7 protein-coding genes are annotated in these 21,141 nt (G+C 70.6%); 2 read left to right on the top strand and 5 right to left on the bottom strand.

What is annotated here, in order from left to right; all coding sequences use genetic code 11:
• Window positions 1-3 precede the first annotated feature (3 nt).
• From KUTG_RS44065 to KUTG_RS44085, 5 genes are all read right to left on the bottom strand, one after another.
• The gene (locus tag KUTG_RS44065; protein WP_043725680.1) at window positions 4-249 is read right to left on the bottom strand and encodes an acyl carrier protein; all 246 of its coding nucleotides are present in this window, start codon (window positions 247-249) and stop codon (window positions 4-6) included.
• A gap of 11 nt (window positions 250-260) precedes the next feature.
• The gene (locus tag KUTG_RS44070; RefSeq protein ID WP_043725683.1) at window positions 261-1,106 is read right to left on the bottom strand and encodes a 3-hydroxyacyl-CoA dehydrogenase family protein; all 846 of its coding nucleotides are present in this window, start codon (window positions 1,104-1,106) and stop codon (window positions 261-263) included.
• A complete protein-coding gene (locus KUTG_RS54725; RefSeq protein WP_052396114.1) occupies window positions 1,097-5,260 on the bottom strand; it encodes a type I polyketide synthase in 4,164 nt (1,387 codons plus the stop codon). The genes KUTG_RS44070 and KUTG_RS54725 overlap by 10 nt, the downstream gene beginning before the upstream one ends.
• Before the next feature lie 70 nt (window positions 5,261-5,330).
• Window positions 5,331-9,845 carry a type I polyketide synthase gene (locus KUTG_RS44080; protein WP_043725685.1) on the bottom strand — a complete coding sequence of 1,505 codons (4,515 nt, stop codon included), beginning with the start codon at window positions 9,843-9,845 and terminating at the stop codon, window positions 5,331-5,333.
• 11 nt (window positions 9,846-9,856) lie between these two features.
• Window positions 9,857-17,419 (bottom strand): type I polyketide synthase, encoded by a 7,563-nt coding sequence (locus KUTG_RS44085; RefSeq protein WP_052396115.1) that lies wholly within the window; start codon window positions 17,417-17,419, stop codon window positions 9,857-9,859.
• 246 nt (window positions 17,420-17,665) lie between these two features.
• On the opposite strand from KUTG_RS44085, the gene KUTG_RS44090 reads away from it, so the two are divergent.
• Window positions 17,666-18,901: a pyridoxal-dependent decarboxylase, exosortase A system-associated gene (locus tag KUTG_RS44090; RefSeq protein ID WP_052396116.1), complete on the top strand. Its 1,236-nt coding sequence runs from the start codon at window positions 17,666-17,668 to the stop codon at window positions 18,899-18,901.
• Complete coding sequence (locus KUTG_RS44095) at window positions 18,898-21,135, top strand: AfsR/SARP family transcriptional regulator (protein WP_157495219.1); 2,238 nt, start codon at window positions 18,898-18,900, stop codon at window positions 21,133-21,135. Before KUTG_RS44090 ends, KUTG_RS44095 begins: the two co-directional genes overlap by 4 nt.
• The last annotated feature ends 6 nt before the right edge of the window (window positions 21,136-21,141 follow it).

Raw genomic sequence — 21,141 nt, forward strand, 5'->3', positions numbered from 1 at the left:
TCCTTAACGGACGACCGCGGACCGCAGGCCGTCCACCAGCTCGGTCATCGCCTTGGCGGTGCGGAAGTTGTCGATGCGCAGCTCGTCGTTGGGGATGGTGACCGTGAACTCCTTCTCGATGTGCATGACCAGCTCCATGGCGAACAGGGAGTTGATGTAGCCCAGGGAGAAGATGTCCTCGGTGTCGGTGATCTCCGCCTGCGGGAAGCGGTTGGTGATGAAAGCGAGAATCCGTGCCGTGGTGTCCATGTCGCTGCCCCTCAGTTGTTGTAGGTGTAGAAGCCGCGGCCGCTCTTGCGGCCGTGCAGTCCGGCGTCGGTCATCTGCTTGAGCAGCGGGCACGGCCGGTACTTGCTGTCCGCGTAGTGCTCGTAGAGCACCTCGACGCTGTAGAGAATGGTGTCCACGCCGATCAGGTCGGCGGTCTCCAGCGGCCCCATCGGGTGCCCGAAGCAGCCGCGGAACACGTCGTCCACCGACTCGGCCGTGGCCACGCCCTCGTGCACCAGGTAGGCCGCCTCGTTGATGGTCAGCATCAGCACCCGGTTGGAAACGAAGCCGGACGCGTCCTTCACGTCCACCCAGCGTTTGCCCATGCTGGCCAACAGGTCCCGGGTGCGCTGGAGGGTCTCCGGCGTGGTGTGGAAGCCGGGGATCAGCTCGACGACGGGCTTGGCCGGCACCGGGTTCATGAAGTGCACGCCCACGACCCGCTCCGGATGCGTTCCCACGGAGGCGATCCGGGTGATCGGGATGGCCGAGGTGTTGGCCACCACCACGGTGTCGGCCGGCAGCACGCGGTCCAGCTCGGCGTGCACCTCGCGCTTGACCTCCCAGTTCTCGGTGACGTTCTCGATCACCAGCTCGGCTTTGGTCAGCGCGTCCAGGCCGACGGCGGTGGTGATGCGGGAGAGCACCTCGTCCGGGTCGAGGGTGGGGCCGCCCATCATGCGGGACAGGCGGCAGTTGCGGTGGATCGCGGTCCGCGCGTCGGCCAGGACCTGCTCGCTGGTGTCCACGAGGACGACGTCGTGCCCGCCGGTGGCCACGTTCTGCGCGACGCCGATGCCCATCACACCCGCGCCCACCACACCGATCACTGCCATGACTGCTCCGTTTCCGTGTTGGTGTCCATGACCTGTGCGGCGAGCGCCCGCACGGTGGGCCGCTCGAACAGCGTCGCCGTGGGGACCGAGACGCCGAGGCGTTCCCTGACCAGCGCCAGCATGTGCAGCGCGATCAGCGAGTTGCCCCCGAGGTCGAAGAAGTTGTCGCGCGACCCGACCGGCTCCACGCCGAGCACGGACGACCAGATGTCGGCCAGGGCGCGCTCGTTGTCGTCGCCGGGCGCCACAAACGGTTGCGGCAGCTCGGGTCGCGGGTATCGCTTGCTCGTGGTCTGCTGCCGGGGCAGCGTCTGCGTGGCGGTCCTGACCGGCAGCCGGTCCTGGAGACCGCCGGCGGCGACCACCAGCTGGCCGCCGTGCGTGACGACCCGGTCGAAGGCCGTCAATGCCTCGGTGCGGGTCATCGCGTGTTTGGCCATGGTGGCGCCGATCCGGCCGTCCAGCCGGTCGAGGGTGCCGGGCCAGGTGTCCCAGGCGGCGCAGGTCCAGTTCTCGTTGCGGGCCAAGGCGGTCAGCGCCGCGTTGGCCGCCGCGTACGCGCCGAGCGTCATGCCGCCGAGCACGGACGAGGTCGAGGAGAACAGGACGCACCAGTCGGGGCGGTCCACTTCGGGTAGCGTCGCGATCACCGTCGCCAGCACCCGTGCGCCCTCGACCTTAGCACTGAAGTGCTGCGCCACAACGGATTCGCCGCTTTGTGCCAACGGCAGGAGCTGGTCGACGCCGGCCGAGGCGGCGGCGTGCACGACGCCGTCGATCCGGCCCTGCTCGAACAGGGCGCGCATGGCGTCGACGTCCGTGACGTCGATCGACCGCACCTCGGCGTTCTCGATCTCGCCGCCGCTGCGGCCGGTCACGATGACCCGCGCCCCGGCGTCCACGAAGTGTTGCGCCAGTTGACGTCCGACCGTGCCGAGGCCACCGGTGATGAGATACGTCCCACCCCGCTTGACGGTCTGTCCAGCGTGGACGGTCACGGGTTCGTAGGCGGGGGAGTAGCGGCGGTCGCCGCGGTGCGCAACCAGCACGGACTCGGTGGGCCGGGTCAGCTCGGCGGCAAGCGCTTGCGCCGCCTCGATCACCGTGTACGCGGGGTCGAGGTCGATGCTGCGGGCGTCCAGGTTGAGGTATTCCTGGTTGGCGACCACGGGCAGCGCCGCGATGGCCGCCTGGATCGGCGACACCGGTTCGCCGACGGCCTGACCGCCTCGCGTCACGACGAGCACGGTCAGGTCCGCGCCGGTGCTCAACGTCCTGGCCGTGGCCGTCACCGCGGCGACCTCGTCGACAGCGTCCAAAGCGGACAGATCGACGACGGTGCCGTACAGGTCACCGCCGCTGAGTTCGGCGTCGAAGCCGGCTTGGCACAGCAGTTCCGTCAGCGTCTCACCCACTCCGCCGGCGTCCGGGATGATCACGAACTGCGCAGGCTCGGCCGCGTCACCGGGATGTGCCGGTAGCCAGCTCTGGGTGAGCAGTTCGACGTTGTCCCTGATCACCGGCTTCGGCGCGTCGATCCAGTACCGCTGGCGCTGGAACGGATACTGCGGCAGGCCAACCCGGCCCAGTTCGCGATCGCCCTGGTATCCGGCCCAATCGATGGCGACGCCGGTCAGCCACAGCCGTCCGGCGGCCTCGGCCAGCACCGAGCCGCGGCGGTCGTCGGAAGCCGGCAGCGTGGCGACGATCAGCGGCCAGCGCTCGGGCTGGCAGTCGCGATGGCCGCGGACCATGGCGCCCAGCGACTGGCCGGGGCCGATCTCCACCAACGCCAGATCACCTTGGGCCAGCATGGTCTCAACGGCCCGGTCGAACTGCACCGGGGCGCACATGTGCTCGGCCCAGTACTCCGGAGCGGGAGCGGTCGTGATCGGCTCGCCGGTGACGTTGGAGACGTACGGGATGGTCGGGGCGTGCAGCGTGATGTTCGCCTTGATCCACTCGGTCAGCTCGTCCCGGATCGGGGCCAGCATGCGGGAGTGGAACGCGTGGGTCGTGGACAGCGGGCGGCAGGGGATCGAGTCCTCGGCCAGCTTCCGCCGCAACTCCGTCAAGGACGCGCCGGACACGACCGTCAGGTCCGGGCCGTTGATCGCGGCGATGTCCACGCCGTCCAGCCGGTGTCGGAGTTCCTCGGCCGAGCGGGGGACCGCCGCCATTTCGCCACCGGGGAGGGCGTTGATTAGCTTCGCCCGGTGCACGACCAGCTTCAGGGCGTCCTCCAGCGACAACACGCCGGCCAGGCAGGCGGCGACGTACTCGCCGAGGCTGTAACCGACCAGCACGGACGGCTCCACACCCCAGGACCGGATCAGTTGCGCCAGCGCGTATTCGACGGCGAACAGGGCCGGGTGGAGGCGATCGGTGGCGTCCTGCGGGGCCGTGGTGGCGCGGCCCATGAGCTGGGCGAGGCCGTTGGAAGTGGCCCGGCGCGATTGGAGCATGTCCTGCACGGGGGCGAGGCCGATGATCTCGATGCAGGCATCCATGGCCATCGCGAACGCCGGCTCGGACTCGTACAGGTGCCGGGCCATACCGGGGTACTGCTCGCCGGCCCCGGCCAGCAGGAAGGCCACGCCGCGGTCGGTGCGGCCGTCGTGGCGGGTCAGGAATTCGCCGTCACGGATCTTGTCGGCCGCCTCTTTCGCGTCGTTGGCGACGACGATCCGGCGATGGCGGAACACCGACCGCCCGCCCTGCAACGTGTTCGCGACATCGGCCAGGGAGTCTTCCGTCACGGCAAGGTGATCGGCCAGCCGTGTGCCCATCTCGTCGGCCGCCTGGGCGTTTCGGGCCGACCAGACGAGGAGCTCCGGTCGCGGGGAAGGCTCACGGACGACGACCGGCGCCTCCTCGACGATCACGTGGGCGTTGGTGCCGCCGATGCCGAAGGCACTCACGCCGGCGCGGCGCTTCCGCTCCTGGCGAGGCCACGGGTGTGCCGTCGTCACCACGTCCAGGTCGGCCCGGCCGGCCGCGAGCTGGGGGTTCAGGGTCTCCAGGTTCAGCGTCGGCGGGATCTCCTCGTGGTGCAGGGAAAGCGCCGTCTTGATCAGGCCGGTCACGCCGGCGGCCCGGTCGAGGTGGCCCACGTTGGTCTTGATGGAGCCGATTCTCAGGCTCTCACCGTGGAACACCCGTTGCAGGGCAGCGATTTCCGAGGCATCGCCCAGCGCGGTGCCGGTGCCGTGCGCCTCCACGTAATCGATGTCCGACGGCTCAAGGCCGGCCGCCGCCAGCGCCTCAGCGATCACCGCGGCCTGGCCCTCGACGCCGGGGGCGGTGAAGCCGACCTTGCGGCCGGCGTCGTTGTTGACGGCCCAGCCGCGCAGCACCGCGTACACCCGGTCGCCGTCGGCGAGGGCGTCTTCCAAACGCCGCAAGGCAACCACACCGACGCCGCCACCCAGCGGGGCGCCGAGGCCGGACGCGTCGAACGCGCGGCACTCGGCGTCCGGCGGGGCGATGCCGCCTTCCTGGTACAGGTAGCCGACTTCGTGCGGCACGGCCAGCGAGACGCCGCCGGCCAGCGCGAGGTCGCACTCGAAGTTGGCCAGGCTGCTGGCCGCCACGCACACCGCCACCAGCGACGTCGAGCATGCGCTCTGGATCGCGAAGGCCGGCCCGGACAGCCCGAGCAGGTGGGCCACGCGGGTCGCGAGGGTGTCCTTCTCGTTGGCCAGGGCCAACGCCATGTCGCCCATCTCCCGGGCGGCCCCGGCCGGCACCAGGTTGTTGATCAGGTACGTGCTCCAGGCCGTGCCGGCGAAAACCCCGACCGCGCCGTCGAAACGGGCCGGGTCGCAGCCGGCGTCCTCCAGCGCGTGCCAGCAGTGCTCCAGCAGCAGCCGGTGCTGAGGGTCGAGGATCTGCGCCTCCTTCGGGTTGATCCCGAAGAAGTCGGCGTCGAACTCGGCGATGCCGTCGATCACCGCGCCCGCCTTGACGTAGGCGGGATCGTCGACGAGGTCGGGGGAGACGCCGTTGGCCCGCAGCTCGTCATCGGTGAACCTGCGGATGCCGGACCGGCCGGCGCGAATGGTCGCCCACAGCTCGTCGACGTCGGCCGCGCCGGGGAAACGGCCGGCCATGCCGACCAGCGCGATGTCGGTGCTCTGGATCTCGTCGCTCACGATGCTGTCCCCCTCCGGGGTGTACGCTGCCGCCTCGCGGGGCTCTTGCTCACTGTCGCCATGTCCGTTCTCACCGCTGCCTCGCCCGCCTTCTGCGCTCGCCCCGGGATGCCCCGACCGCCGGTTTGGCCTGGTCATCGGCGGTCAGCTCGGTGGCGAACGCGGCCACCGTGGGATGCGCGAACAGCACGGCCGGCGCGATCGCCTTACCCACGACCTTCTCGATGGCGGCCACCATGGCCATGCCGACCAACGACGTGCCGCCGAGGTCGAAGAACGGGTCGTGCACACCGATCCGGTCGATGCCGAGGAACTCGCCCCAGATCTCGGCGACCGTGGTCTCCAGGTCGGTGCGCGGCGGGGCGTAGTCGGTGCGCAGCGGCGGCCTCGGGAACCGGGTCGACTCCGGCACGGCGGCCGTCTCGACGAGGTCGGCGAGGTTGCTCAGCGCGGTCCATTCCCGCTGCGCCGCCGGCAGTTGCTGGCGCATCGCCACGACCGTGCCGCTGGTGCCGCCGACGATCTTGTCCAGCATCACGAGGCCGGCGGCGTCGCTGAAGCCGTTGCGCCGGCGGTAGGCGGCGCGGTCGGCGACAGCTTCGCTGCCGTCCTGCCAGGCGTCGTACTGCCAGTGGCCCCAGACGACCGTGATCACCTGCGTGTCCGAAATGGACGCCAGTGCCGTGCCGTAGGCGTCGAGCACGGTGTTGGCCGCGCAGTAGTCACCTTCGCCGAGGCCACCGAGCACAGTGGACACCGAGGAGTACAGGATCACCTTCTTCGGTGGTGTGGCCGAGGTGATCAGTTCGTGTAACGGTTCGAGGGTCCGGATCTTCGGGGCCAGCACGGCATGCGCCTCGTCCAGGGTCTGCCGCTGGGCCAGACCACTGCCGGGGACGCCGGCCGCGTGCACGATCCCGTCCAGCGGGCCGAAGTGCTCCTGGGCTTCCCGCAGGGCCCTGCGGAACTGGTCCGGGTCGCTGACGTCGGCCTTGATCACCAACACCTCGGCGTCGATGTCTTCGACGTCGCCGCCGGTCCGGCTGACCAGGACCAGCTTGCGGACGCCGCTGGCCGCGAGGTGCCGGGCCAGACGGAGCCCAAGGCCCTTCGTGCCGCCGGTGATCAGGTAGGCGCCGGCCCAGCCGGGCTCGCCGGACGGCGTGATCTCGGTGTATCCCTTGAGCCAGCGGCGGCCGTTGCGCCAGCCGATCAGCGCCGGTTCGGCGGCCGCGTCTTCATACGCCCACGGCCCACGGCGGAGTTCTTCGGCCAGGTTCTTCGCGGATTCGAGCGGGTCGGTTTCCGGCGCGAGGTCGATGCCGCGCCAGCTCAGGCCCGGGTACTCGGCGCGGACGCCGCGGCCGAGGCCGTGCACGATCGACCGATACGGGGTGGGGGTGTCGCTGCCGATGATCTCCGACGACCCGGAGCTGACCGTCAGCAGGCGGACGCCGTGCTCCTTGGCGGTGCCGGCGAGTGCCTGCACGGCCAGCAACAGTGTGTCGAAGCCGTGGGCGATGGCGGTGTCAGGGGAGTCGGCGAGCAGGCTCCACAGGTGCACGACCTGCACCGGGCCTTCGGCGGCGAGGATTTCCCGGTACAGCTCGGGAACCGTCGGGTCGATCACCACGCGCCGGCCGTCCCGTCGACGTCCGGTGCCCGGCGCGACCTCGACGACCCGCATGCCGGCGGCCTCGGCGATGTCCGCGAGCCGGCCGCCGATGCCGGCGTCGTCGGCGAACACGATCAACGTGCCGGCGAGCTCGGCCGGCTCGGGGCGGGTGAGGTCGGTGCGCCAGATGGGGCTGTAGAGCAGGCCGTTGGATGCGGTCGGCGTCTTTTCCTTGGCCTGCGGCCAGAAGCGCGTGCGCTGGAACGGGTAGGGCGGCAGTTCCGCGAGCCGACCGCCCCGGTTGAACGCCGTCCAGTTCAGGTCGACGCCGATTTCCCACAGTCGCCCGCACGTCTCCAGGACGCTGACGTTCTCCTCCGGCCGGTCCACCGCCGGCCACGGGGCCGGCAGCGTGCCGAGGATGGTCGGGCGGGTGGTGATGTTCTGGCGCACCAGGCCGCCGAGGGTCTGGCCGGGGCCGAGCTCAACGTACGCGTCGGCGGCGAAGTTCTGGACGCTCTCGGCGAAGCGGACCGGCCGGCATAGGTGATCGGCCCAGTACTGCGGATCCGTGGCCTGCCCCGCGGTCAGCTCGACGCCGGCGGCATTGGAGATGATCGTGATGCTCGGGGCGTTGCGCTCGACGGTGGCGATCAGCGCCGCCAGCTTGTCCTGCATGGGCTGCAACAGCGTGGAGTGGAAGGGGTGCGCGCTGCGCAGCGTCCGGTTGGCGATCCCGTTGGCCCGCAACTGCTGCGAGACCTTCTCGATGTCGCTCGGGGATCCACTGAGGACGGTCATCTGCGGGCCGTTCAACGCCGCGATGTCCACCGGCAGGTCGCCGAGCTGCTCCGGGCCGGCCGCCGCCGCGAGCATCCGCCCGGCCGGCGCCGATTCGATCAGCCGCGCCCGTTCGGTGACGACCCAGAGCGCGTCCGACAGCGTGAAGACGCCGGCGATGCAGGCCGCCACGTACTCGCCCAGGCTGTAGCCGACCAGCAGGTCGGGCTTGATGCCGCGGTGGTCCAGGAGCTTGGCCAGCGCGTACTCGACGGTGAACAGGAACGGGTGTGCGATCTCCGCGTGGTCCATCACGTCGTCGGAGGGGCCGCCGCCGAACAGCGAGGGCACCTGCACCTCGGTCGGCGGCTCGGCGAAGAACATCTCGCGGAGGTCCACGTCGCAGCGGTCGGCGGCGATCTGCAGGCACTCGTCCACCGCCGCCGCGAACACCGGTTCGTGCTGGTAGAGCGCTTTCCCGAGCCCTCGGTACTGGTCTCCGACACCGGGCAGCAGGAACGCCACCTTCGGCTTTTCGTGTCCCGCCTTGACTGCCGGCTCGGCCGTGCCGAACCTGGCCCGGGCATCGGCGGCATCGGTGGCCACGACCGCGCGGCGGTACTCGTGGTGTGTGCGGCCGACCTGAAGCGTGTGGGCCAGGTCGGCGAGCTCGGTATTTGTGCTGCTCAGAGCCTTGAACCGGTCTCGGAGAGCGTTCTGCGAGGCCCCGGAAACCGGGAGCAGCTCCGGTCCTGCGGCTGTGGTCGGGGCAGGCTTCGTGGCGGCTTCGAGGATGACGTGCGCGTTGGTGCCCGACCAGCCGAAGGAGCTGACCCCGGCGATCGCGCCGCCCGGCAGCTCGGTCAGGGCCGTGGCCGGCTGTACGGTGTTGCTGGCCACGACGGCCTCGGCCGGCTCGGACATGTTCAGGTTCGGCGGCACCACACCGTTCTCGAGGACGAGGACCGTCTTGATCAGGCCGGCGATGCCGGCGGCGGTGTGGGTGTGGCCGACATTGGTCTTGACCGCCCCGACCAGCAGCGGCTTCGCCGCCCCGGTCGCGCCACCGAGCTCGGTCGCGACGCTTGCCCCCGCCGTCTGCGGCGTTCCGCGCCGCCCGAACACGTCGTTCAGCGCCCCGAGTTCGATCTCATCACCGAGCGAGGTCCCCGAGCCGTGCGCCTCGACGAAGGCGATGTCCTCGGCCTTCACCTGCGCCGCCGCGTGGGCCCGGCGGATCACGTCGACCTGGGCGCTGCGGTTCGGGGCCGTGAGCCCGTTGCTGCGGCCGTCCTGGTTCACGGCGCTGCCGCGGATGACCGCCCGGACACGATGCCCCTTGCGCTCGGCGTCGGACAGGCGGGTCAGCAGCACCATGCCGCCGCCCTCGCCCATCATGTAGCCGTTGGCGCCGGCGTCAAAAGTGTTGCAGCGGTCGGCCAGCAGGGCGTTGGAGCAGCTGTAGATGTACAGGAACTCGTGCAGGGCCAGGTATCCGCCGCCGACCAGCACGTAGTCGCACTCGTTGTTGCGCAGGGCCTGCACGGCCAGGTGCACGGCGACCAGCGAGGACGAGCAGGCGGTGTCGAGGGAGAACGTGGGCCCGTGCAGGTCGAAGTGGTAGGCGATGCGGCCGGCGACGACGCTGCCGAGGCTGCCCTGGCCCATGTACGGGTCGGTGTAGACGTCGATGCCCTCGCGGTCGTGCTCCAACTGTCCATATTGGAACGCGTCGGAGAACCCCAGCAGCACACCGGTTCGGCTGCCCGCAAGCGTTTTCGGGGGCGTGCCGGCGTCCTCCATCGCCTCCCACGCCAGCTCCATCAGCAGCCGCTGCTGCGGATCCATGCGCAGCGCCTCACGCGGCGGGAAGCCGAAGAACTCCGCGTCCCAGCCTGCGACGTCGGGCAGGAAGGCCCCGGTCTTGGGCTGGTACAGGGTGTTGTCCTCGGCGGCCGGGTCGTGGTCGAATCGCCCGCGCGGGAAGTCGGTGATCTCCGCCGCCCGGCCCTCGCGCAGCATGTCCCAGTACGACGCCACGTCCGGCGCGTCCGGGAAACGGCACGACATTCCGATCACGGCGACGGGCTCGTGCTCCCTCGCGTCAGCCTCCGCCAGCCGGCGGCGCGCGTTCGCCAGGTCGACCGTCGCCCGCTTGAGATACTCGCGGAGCTTGTCCTCGCCGGCCATGGGATTCCCTTTCACAGCTGAGTGTCGATGAAGGCGAAGATCTCCTCGTCGGAGGACAGATCAAGGCCGAGGGCGTCGGGGGACAGGACACGCAGCGTCTCCTGGAGCACGGCGGCCAGCCGCTCGCGGTGATCGTCGTCCAGAGTGGACGGATCGATGCGGTCGAGCGCTTCGCGCAGCAGGTCCTCGGGCGCCGGCTCGGCCGGCGCCAGCTCGCCGGCCAGGTACGCGGCCAGCCTGGTCACCGTCGGATGGTTGAACACCAGCGACGCCGGCAACCGCAGACCCGTTGCCGCGCCGAGCTTGTTGCGCAGCTCGACCGACGTCAGCGAATCGAGCCCCTGCTCCCCGAGCGGCTTGTCCGGGTCTACGGTCGCGCCGGACCGGTGTCCCAGCGCCACCGCGACGTTGTCCCGGACCAGCCGGAAGATCGACTCGGTGTCCAACCGCGTGGGCGCGGCCTCGACCGTGACGACCCGACGCGGCTTGAACAGCGTGCGCAGCACGGGCGGAACGTCATCACCTTCACGGTTCCAGCGGGCGGCGATGAGCTGGCCGTGCGGAGAGCCGATCGCCGCGTCGAACATGTCCATGCCCTGCTGCACGCTCAGCGGCGCCACCCACGCGACCTTGTTGACGTGCGCGGTCATCGTGGTCGGCAGCGACCACAGGCCCCAGGCGATCGAGGTCGCCGGCAGCCCCAGGCGCTGCCGGTGCGTGGCCAGCGCGTCGAGATATCCGTTGGCGGCGGCGTAGTTGCCCTGGCCGGGGTTGCCGAGCACGCCGGCGACCGAGGAGAACAGCACGAACGCCTTGAGGTCCGGCAGCAGCTCGTGCAGCAGCCAGGCCGCCTCGGCCTTGGGCCTGAGCACCGTGTCCAGCTTCTCCGGCGTCAGCTCCGCGACGGTGGCGTCATCGAGGACACCGGCCGCGTGGATCACCGCTGTGATGCGACGGCCCTTGATCAGCTCGGTCAGCTGGGCGCGGTCCGAGATGTCGCAGGCCACCCCGCCGGGGCCGCCGCTTCGCGACACTCGTAACAGGTCCGTGACGCCCTTCGACGCCAAGTGCTGGGCGATCAGGGCACCGAGACCGCTGTTGCCGCCGGTGATCAGCACGGTGCCGCCGCCGAGGTCCATGGTGGACTCGGTGTTGACGTGCCGAACGACCCGTGGCACCAGGAATTTGCCGTCACGAACGGCGAACTGCGGCTCGTCGGTGGTCGGAATCTCGTCCTCGGCGCAGTCGGCCAGCACAAACCTGTTCGGGTGCTCCGATTGCGCCGAACGGACCAGTCCCCAGATCTTGCCACCGTCCAAGGTGGACGGATCGGCCAGGAACACCAGTCGCTCGTCGGTGTCCTTCTCCACCCACTGCTGCACCTGCGCCAGCACGCCCTTCAGGTCGCCTTGTCGGGCAACCGTCAGCGAGGCCTGACCGGCAGGTTCGGCTTCCACCCAGTCGACCCGGTACAGCTCGGCCGTGGTGACGCCACCCTTCGGCGCCGGGGCCAGGGTCAACGACTCGACGCCACCGATCTGCGCGCCGGTTTCGTCATAGATGGCCAGGGATCCGTTGCTCAGCCGCACGCGGAACCGATCGACGCCGCGGCCCTCGAACCAGACCCCGGACCAGGAGAACGGCAGCTGCAACTCGTCGGCATCGAGCACCAGGATGTGCAGGGCGGCGTCCAGCAACGCTGGGTGCACGGTGAAGTCGCCGGCGTCCGGGACCGCCACCTCGACCAGGTAGTCATCGCCGTCGCGCCAGGCGTTCCGCAGGCCCTGGAACGCCGGCCCGTATTCGTAACCGCTGGCCGCGAGCCGGTCGTAGGCGTCGGTGAGGTCGATCGGCGTGCCGACGGGCCATGCGTTGAGGCGGCCGGCGATGCGGGGGCCGTCGCTCAGGACTCCGGAGGCGTGCTTGATCCAGTCGCCGTCGGTGCGGGAGTGGATGGCCATGCAGCGCCGGCCGTTGTCCTCGCCGCCGACCGTGACCTGGAGCTGCACGGCACCGGTGGCGGGCAGGATGAGCGGGGCGTGCAGGGTCAGGTCCTCGACCTGGTCGCCGTCGGCGGCGGTCAGCGCCAGGTCGACGAAGGCCGTGCCGGGCAACAGGACCGTGCCATTGACGGCGTGATCGACAACCCAGGGCGCGCTGTGGCGCGAGATCTTGCCGGTCAACAGACGGCCGCCGGTGTCGGCCACCGGGACGGCGTCGCCGAGCAGCGGGTGGCCACCGCCTTCGGTGGTGTGCAGCCAGAATCGCTGCCGGTCGAAGGCGTAGGTGGGAACGTCGACGTGCGACGTCACCGGCCCGACGATCTTCGGCCAGTCCACCGGCGCGCCCTGCGTGTACGCGGTCGCGGCGGCGATCAGGAACTGGTGCTGGCCGCCCTCGTGGCGCCGCAACGTGCCCACGGCCGTGCCGTCCACGCCTTCGTCGGCCAGGATCTCCCGCACCGCGCCGGCCAGGATCGGATGCGGGCTGACCTCGATGAACAGCGGCCGCTCGCGGAACTTCCGCACGGCCGTGTCGAAGCTGACCGGCTCGGACAGGTTGCGGTACCAGTAGTCGGGGGTCATCGCCGTGCCCGGCATGAAGTCACCGTGACAGGTGGAGCAGATCTTGATCGTCGCCTCGGCGGGCTCGATGGTTCCGATCTGCCGCAGCAGCTCGTCCTTGACCGCCTCGACATGCGGAGTATGGGCCGCGTAGGCGACGGGCGTGCGCCGGAGCTGCACGTCTTCGCCTTGCGCGGCAACGAACTCATCGATGGCCTGAAGGTCGCCGGCGATCACTGTGGCCGACGGGCCGTTGTCCACCGCCACCCACAACTTCCCTGGCCACGGCGCGATCCGTTCGCGGACCTCGTCCGCCGGCAGTCCCACCGCCAGCACGCCGCCCGTGCCGTCCAGGGCTCCGACGATCTGCCCGCGGAGGGCGCTGATCTTGGCGGCGTCGTTGAGCGTCAACGCCCCCGCCACGGCTGCGCCGGCGATTTCGCCCTGCGAGTGGCCGACGACCGCCGCCGGCTCGACGCCGATCGACCGCCACAGCTTGGCCAGCGACACCATCAGCGCCCACAGCACCGGCTGCACCACGTCGGTGCCGTCGAGGGTCGGCCGGCCCTGCGTCAGGACGTCGATCACCGACCAGCCCGTGTGCGGCCGCAGGGCCTCGTCGCAGCGGCGCAGCTCGTCGGCGAAGGTCTCGTTCTCGCGGAGCAGTTCCACCGCCATGCCGACCCACTGCGCGCCCTGACCAGGGAAGACGAACACCGGTGTCACTTCAAGGCTTGCCTCGCCGGTGACGAGCGCCGGATGCGGTTCGCCGTCGGCCAAGGCCTGAAGTGCCTCGCGCAGTTCGTCACGGGAGGAGGCGACAACCACCGCCCGATGAGCGAAGGACGGCTTGCGTGCCAGCACTGTGGCCGCCGCGTGGAGGTCGCCGGCCTCGGCGAATGCCGCCAGCCGATCACCCTGCCGGCGCAGCGACTTCTCACTGCGGGCGGAGATGACCCAGAGCAGGGGACCGTCGCCGGGCGTGGGCTCGGTTGTGTCGACGCCTTCCACGATGATGTGCGCGTTCGTGCCGGAGATACCGAAACTGGACACCGCCGCCCGGCGGGGGCCGGCCGGCCACGGCACGGACTCGGTCAGCACGCGGCCGTTGCCCGATTCCCACTCCACTTTGGACGTAGGCCGGTCGACGTGCAGGGTCCGCGGCAACACGCCGTGCCGCATGGCCATCACCATCTTGATCACGCCGGCGACGCCGGCGGCGGCCTGGGCGTGACCGATGTTGGACTTCACCGAGCCGAGCCACACCGGCCGGTCGGCCGGCCGGTTCTGGCCATAGGTGGCGAGAATGGCGTTGGCCTCGATCGGGTCGCCGAGGGCCGTGCCGGTGCCGTGAGCCTCGACCGCGTCAACGTCCGCGGTGGACAGACCGGCGTCGGCCAGCGCCTTGCCGATCACCTGCCGCTGAGCCAGGCCGTTGGGCGCGGTGAGGCCGTTGCTGGCGCCGTCCTGGTTGACGGCGATGCCGCGGATCACGGCCAGCACCTGGTGCCCGTTGCGCTCGGCGTCGGACAGCCGCTCCAGCAGGAGGACGCCGGCACCCTCCGAAAAGGACGTTCCGTCGGCGTTGTCAGCGAAGGCCTTGGCCCGCCCGTCGACCGAGAGGCCGTTCTGGCGGGTGAACTCGACGAGATTGCCGGGGTTGGCCATCAGCGTCGCGCCGCCGGCCAGCGCCAGCGAGCATTCCCCGCGCCGCAACGACTCCATGGCCAGCTGGATCGCCACCAGCGACGACGAGCAGGCGGTGTCGATCGTCAGCGCCGGCCCGGTGAGGCCGAAGGTGTAGGCGATGCGGCCGGAGGCGACGCTCAGCGCGGTGCCGGTCATGAGGTGACCGTCGACGACACCGGTCGGTTGGTGCAGGCGCGGGCCGTAGTCCATGGCCATCGCGCCGACGAAGACCCCGGTCGACGAGCCGCGCAGGTCGGCCGGGTCCAGACCGCCTCGTTCGATCGCCTCCCAGGAGACCTCCAGCATGAGCCGCTGCTGCGGCTCCATGGCCAGGGCCTCGCGGGGGCTCAGTCCGAAGAAGGCGGCGTCGAAAGTGTCGGCGTCGTGCAGGAAACCACCGTTGCGCGTCACGCACGCGCCGTCGAACAACGCGTCCAGATCCCAGCCGCGGTTGGACGGCAGCGGCGTGACGGCGTCGGCACCGGATGCGATGAGCCGCCAGAACTCCTCCGGCGAATTGGCCCCGCCGGGATAGCGGCAGCCCATCGCGATCACGGCGACCGGGTCCGACCCTGGCGCTTGTGCCGGCGCCGGAACCCGCTGAGGTGCGACCTGTGCCGGCTCACCGCTCGTGCGCAGTGCCTCGACCAGCCGCTGAGGGGACGGATAGTCGTAGAGCAGCGAGGTCGGCAGCTTGCGCCCGCTCTGTGCCGAGAGCAGGGCGCGCAGTCGCATCAGCGAGTTCGAGTCGAACCCGAGTTCCTTGAACGGGCGCGTGGCGTCGATCGCCGTCGCGTCCTTGTGTCCCAAAACCTGCGCGGTGGCGGCGAGGACCATCTCCCGCACGTCACCGGTCGGCGCAACCGTTTGCGCCTCGGCCGTCTCGCCGTACCAGTGGCGTTCCCGCTGGAACCGGTACGTCGGCAGGTCCACCTTGCGGCCGGTGATCTTCCAGTCCACCGGCGCGCCGGCGACGTAGGCCTCGGCCAGCGCGTGGCGGATTCGGTCGGGGCTGCCCTCGTCACGGCGCAGCGTGCCGATCACCGCCACCTCGCGGCCGGCCTCGTCCGCCGTCTCGTCGATGCTGGTGAGCAGCAACGGATGCGGGCTGCACTCGATGAACCGGCCGACGCCGTCATTGAGTGCCCTTTTAGTCGCGTCGATGAATCGAACAGGCTGCCGCAAGTTGGCGAACCAGTAGTCGGCGTCCAGCTCGCGGGTGTCCAGGGGCTCGCCTGTGACGGTGGAGATGAACGTGACATCCGTCGCTTGTGGACGGACGGCCGCGAACAGCGGCAGCAGCTCCTCACGGAGCTCATCAACTGCGGGGGAGTGGGAGGCGTAAGCGGCCGGCACGATCTTCGTCCGGACGTCGACCAGGCGCTCCTGCAACCCGGCCAATTCCTCGGCCGGCCCGGCCAGGACGACGGACCTCGGCCCGTTCACCGCCGCGATCGTCACACCGGGCGGGAGCGTCAGCGACTCGGCCGGCGCCCCGACGGACATCAGCCCGCCACCGGTCAGCCGTCCCGCGATCTTGCTCCGCAGGGCGATCACCCTTGCCCCGTCGGCCAGCGACAACGCCCCGATCGCCGTGGCCGCAGCCACTTCGCCCTGAGAGTGTCCGAGCACCACAGCCGGGGTGACGCCGTCGGCCCGCCACACCTCGGCCAGCGACACCATCACCGCCCACAGCGCCGGCTGCACCACGTCCACCCGGCTGAGATCGCCGCCGTTCTGCAGAACCTCCAACACATCGAAGTCCACGAACGGCTTCAGCGCTTCAGCGCACTCCGCGAGCTTGTCCGCGAACACCGGCTCGTCCAGCAGCCCCTGGGCCATCGCCGCCCACTGGCCGCCCTGGCCCGGGAAGACGAAGGCGGTCGAACCCGGCGAAACCTTGCCCGTTACGGCGCCTTCCTGATTGAGAACGACTGTGCGGTGCTCGAACTGGGTCCGCGTGTGCAGGAGCGAGTAGGCGACATTGGCGTCCATAGTGGACGAAAGCGTTTGCGTCTGGGCCTGAAGGGCTTGCGGAGAGCGGGCGGTGATGACGAGAGGACCGCCGAACTCAAAGGCCGGTGCCTCCTCTCGAGGCCCCTCCGCCACCACCAGATGGCAGTTGGTCCCGCCCACCCCGAACGAGCTCACACCCGCGACCCGGCGGCCGTCCGGCCAGGACTGCCTCTCCCGCACCACATCCAGGTTCAGCTCCCCGAACGGGATATCCGGATTCGGCGTCTCGAAGTTCAGGCTGGCCGGCAGAACGCCGTGCCGCATGCTGAGGATCACCTTGAGCAGCCCGGCAATCCCGGCCGCGCCCTCAAGGTGCCCGATGTTGGTCTTCACCGAGCCGACCAGCAGCGTGCGATCGGCGTGCAGCGCGGTGCCCAGGGCGTGAGCCTCGATCGGGTCGCCGACACGGGTGCCGGTGCCGTGCAGCTCCACATACCCGACCTCGGCCGGCGAAACACCGGCGGCGGCGTGGGCGAGGCGAATGACCTCCTGCTGGGCTGCACCGTGGGGGACGGTGAGCCCCTCCCCGCCGCCATCGTTGTTGACGGCGCCGCCGAGGATCACGGCGTGCACCCGATCGCCGTCAGACACGGCGGACAGGGGCTTCAGCACGATGACGGCGCCACCCTCGCCACGCACATACCCATTGGCGCGGGCGTCGAAGGTGTGGCAGCGGCCGTCGGGCGACAGCGCGCCGAACTCGGCGATCGCCTCCGTGGTCTCGGCCAGCAGATTCAGGTTGACGCCGCCGGCCAGGGCCACCGTGCACGACCCGCGGCGCAGCTGCTCACACGCGATCTGCACGGCGACCAGCGACGACGACTGCCCGCTGTCCACGGCCAGGCTCGGCCCGGTCAGCCCGAGCAGGTAGGACACCCGGTTGGCGATGAGGCTGCGATGGGTGCCGGTGAGCGAATGGGGGCCGGCCCCCAGTTTCGAGTGCAGCAGCGCGTAGTCCCCGTTGATGGCCCCGATGACCACGCCGGCGGCCTCGCCGCGCAGCGAATCCGGCGCGATCCGGGCGTTTTCCAACGCCTCCCACGACAGTTCCAGCACCAGCCGCTGCTGCGGATCCATGGCGGCGGCCTCGTTCGGCGAAATGCCGAAGAAGTCGGCGTCGAAACGGTCCACATCCGCGACGAAACCGCCGCGCCGGAATTCGGTCGCACCAGGCCAGCGGCCGTTCGGTGGCTCGGTGATCGCGTCGACGCCGGCGTCCAGCAGCCGCCAGAACTGCTCGGGGTCGGCCGCCCCCGGCAGCCGGCACGCGATTCCGACCACGGCGATCGGCTCGTTTGCAGCCATGCCAGTCATTCGCTCACCGCCGTCACGAGAGGGGAAATTCGCTGCCGATCGTGCGTTGCCCGCAACGGCCGGGACAAGGCGGCGGCGGAGGCCGGAAAAGGCCGGCAACTAGTGGACACCGGCGGGTCCCCTGGGGGCGCCCCTACCCGCCCGGCGAATATGGGTAGGGGCTACCCATGTGGGTGGAGGCCCCCGCTTGACACAGTCTCGATCGGAAGTTGAGTCGGCAAGCGATCGAGGGGTGCCATGTCGAACACGTTCCCCCGGGTGGACGGTGTGCTGACCGTGGGCGGCATGCCGGTGGACCGGCTGGCGGCCCGCGTCGGCGGCACGCCGTTCTTCGCGTACGACCGTGACCTGCTCAGCGGCCGGGTCGCCGCGCTGCGGGCCGCGCTGCCGGCGGAGATCGCGCTGAGCTACGCGGTGAAGGCCAACCCGATGCCCGCCGTGCTGCACCACATGAGCGGCGAGGTGGACGGCTTCGACGTCGCCTCCGCCGGCGAGCTGCAACTGGCCCTGGACACCACCATGCCGGCCGACCGGATCAGCTTCGCGGGCCCCGGCAAGACCACCGATGAGCTGCACCAAGCCGTCGCTGCCGGCGTGACCGTCGAGCTGGAGTCGATCACCGAGCTTCGCCGCGTGCAGGACGTCAGCTCACGGCTGGGCATTCGAGCCCGGGTGGCGCTGCGGGTGAACCCCGACTTCTCGGTGCGCGGCGCCGGCATGACCCTCGGCGGCGGCGCTCAGCAGTTCGGCATCGACGCCGAGCAGGTGCCGGCGGTACTGGCGCAGCTCGGTGACCTGGACTTCTACGGCTTCCACGTGTTCGCCGGCTCCCAGAACCTCCGCGCCGACAGCATCTGCGAGGCCCAGCGGGCGACGGTCGACCTCGTGTTGCGGCTGGTCTCCCTCGCACCTTCGCCCGTTCGGTACGTCAACCTGGGCGGTGGCTTCGGGATCCCGTACTCGGCCCGCGACAACGCCCTCGACCTCGCGCCGATCGGTGAGAACCTGGCCAAGCTGGTCGACACCTCGTTGCGCCAGCTGGACGCGCGCGTGGTGATCGAGCTCGGCCGCTACCTGGTCGGCGAGGCCGGCGTCTACGTGACCCGGGTGGTGGACCGCAAGCACTCGCGGGGCACCACTTTCCTGGTCGTGGACGGCGGTCTGCACCACCAGCTCGCCGCGTCCGGCAACTTCGGCCAGAAGATCCGACGCAACTATCCGCTCACGGTCGCCACCTCGGAGTCCACTGTGGAGACCGTCACCGTCGTCGGCTGCCTCTGCACGCCGCTCGACCTGTTGGGGGACAAGGTCGAGCTGGCCCGCGCCGAGGTCGGTGACCTGATCGCGATCTTCCAGGCCGGGGCGTACGGGCTGACCGCCAGCCCGACCGCGTTCCTCGGCCATCCGCCGCCGCGCGAGGTGCTCGTCGGCGGCACGGCACACGTTCTGGGGGAGTCCAAGTGGAGACGATGACGCCAAGTTTCCGGATGCTCGGGCTGCTCCAGGTCCGGTCCGCCCGAGTCACCGCGCGCCGCCAGCAGGTGGTGCTGGCCATGCTGCTGCTCAACGCCAATCGGGTGGTGCCGCTGGAAAGCCTGCTCGACGCGCTGTGGGGCGGCACACCGCCGGCCACCGCCCGGGCGCAGATCCAGACCAGCATCTCCGCGCTGCGCCGGCTGTTCGTGACCGCCGGCGTCGGCGAGCGGATCCGGGTGCGCGGCCTGGGATACACGATCGAACTGGCCCCGGCCGAGCTCGATCTGCACGTCTTCGAGGACCTGGTCAGCCGGGGCCGCGCCGAGCTGGCCGCGGCCAAGCCCGAGGCCGCGCGGGAGGCGTTCCGATCCGCGCTGGCGTTGTGGCGTGGGGAGCCGCTGACCGGCGTCGACAGCGGCACCGTGCGGGCCAACCAGGTGCGCATCGCCGAGCGGCGGGTGGAGGCGTTCGAGGACTGCTTCGACGCCGAGCTGCAACTGGGCCTGCACAACGAGATCGTCGGCGAGATCTCCACCATGGTCGAGGAGTTCCCGCTGCGGGAGCGCTTCGTCGGCCAGCTGATGACCGCGCTGCACCGCTGCGGCCGCCGCGTGGAGGCGCTGGCCGCGTACCGCGCGGTGAGGCAGACCTTTGTGGACGAACTGGGCCTCGAACCGGGCGATGAGCTGCGTCGACTGCACCAGGACATCCTCAACGGCCACGCCGAGCCGGCGTCGAAGCCCGCCGCTTCGACGGGTTCGGTGCCGCGGATGTTGCCGGCGCGGGTGCCGTACTTCACCGGCAGCGGCGCTGTGCTGATGGCCCTCCGGGCTCAGCTGACCGATGATCAGGGCCCGTTGGTGGCCGTGATCACCGGGCGTGGCGGCGTCGGGAAGTCCACCGTGGCCGTTGAGGCCGCGCACTCGTTGGCCAAGCAGTTCCCCGACGGGCAGCTGTACGCCCGCATGACCGAGAACCTGGCCGACGTGCTCGAACGGTTCCTGCTGGCCCTGGGCTTCACTGCCATCCCGGCCGACGTCGAGGGGCGGGCGGCGCTGTACCGCAGCGCCATCGCCGACCGGCGCGTGCTGACCATCGTCGAGGACGTGGACGATCTGGCCCAGATCCGGTCCCTGGTCCCTTGTGCCGCGTCGAGTCGCCTGATCATGACCACTCGGGCGCGGATCGCCCAGCTGCCGGGTTCCTCGGTGTTCGAGCTGGATGTGCTGCGTGGTCAGGACGGCATCGAGCTGCTGTCGGCCATGGTCGGGCGGGACCGCGTGTGGGCCGAGATGGCCGAGGCCGGCCAGGTCGTCGACCTCTGCGGCGGTCTGCAACTCGCCTTGAGCCGTGCGGCGTCCATGCTCGCGGCCCGTCCACACTGGACCTTCGCGCATCTGGTCGCCCGGCTTCGCGACGACCTCGACCCGCAGGTGCGGGCCAGCTTCCAGCGGGGGTTTGCGGCCCTGTCCGAGGCTTCGCGGAAGTTGTTCGCCCGGCTGGGTTCACTGGAAACCGCCAGCTTCGCGTCCTGGGTGGCGGCCCCGCTGCTCGACCTGGACACCGTGACCGCCGCCGACGCGTTGGAGGGGCTCGTCGACGCCCGGCTGGTGGACGTCACTGGCTCCGGCGTCGGCACCCGCTACCGTCTGCACAAGCTGGCGCGGATCCATGCCCGTGAACTCCTTGCCGTGCAAGACAATGATGGTTACCTGTCCCGCCTGTTCGGCGCCTGGCTCGCACTGGCCGACGAGGCCCGGTTACGGCAAGGCTTCGGCACGCGCGGCGATGCCTCCCGGTGGCCGGTCGAGACGGCCGCGCTGGCCGACCCGACCGGCTGGTACGGGCAGGAACGCGCTGCCCTGCTCGACACCGTGCGCCACGCCGCCTCGGTCGACGCCGTCGAGCACTGCTGGAACCTCGCCGTCGCCATCGCAGATCTGGCTGGGGCCCAACGGATGTTCGGCGATTGGCGCGACAGCAACGAATGCGCTTTGCGGGCGGCGCTACGCATCGGCGACCGGCTCGGCGAGGCCGCCATGCAGTACCTGCTCGGCGAGCTCGACCTGCGGGAACACCGCTACGCCGAGGCTTCCGCCCGGATCGGGCTGGCCCTGGGCATGTTCGACCGGCTCGGCGAGATCGGCTGGCAGGAGTTGGCCGAGCGCTCTCTGGCCGTCGTCGACTGGGCCACCACCCCGCACCTGCGCCACGCCGAACTCGCCGGCTGAGGAGGA

Source organism: Kutzneria sp. 744, from assembly GCF_000568255.1.
Classification (GTDB): Bacteria; Actinomycetota; Actinomycetes; order Mycobacteriales; family Pseudonocardiaceae; genus Kutzneria.

Bases quoted from the DNA above. Each gene is read 5' to 3' on its own strand.
- KUTG_RS44070 (WP_043725683.1), bottom strand. From the start codon at position 1,106: ATGGCAGTGATCGGTGTGGTGGGCGCGGGTGTGATGGGCATCGGCGTC.
- KUTG_RS44090 (WP_052396116.1), top strand. From the start codon at position 17,666: ATGTCGAACACGTTCCCCCGGGTGGACGGTGTGCTGACCGTGGGCGGC.
- KUTG_RS44080 (WP_043725685.1), bottom strand. From the start codon at position 9,845: ATGGCCGGCGAGGACAAGCTCCGCGAGTATCTCAAGCGGGCGACGGTC.
- KUTG_RS44095 (WP_157495219.1), top strand. From the start codon at position 18,898: ATGACGCCAAGTTTCCGGATGCTCGGGCTGCTCCAGGTCCGGTCCGCC.
- KUTG_RS44065 (WP_043725680.1), bottom strand. From the start codon at position 249: ATGGACACCACGGCACGGATTCTCGCTTTCATCACCAACCGCTTCCCG.
- KUTG_RS44085 (WP_052396115.1), bottom strand. From the start codon at position 17,419: ATGGCTGCAAACGAGCCGATCGCCGTGGTCGGAATCGCGTGCCGGCTG.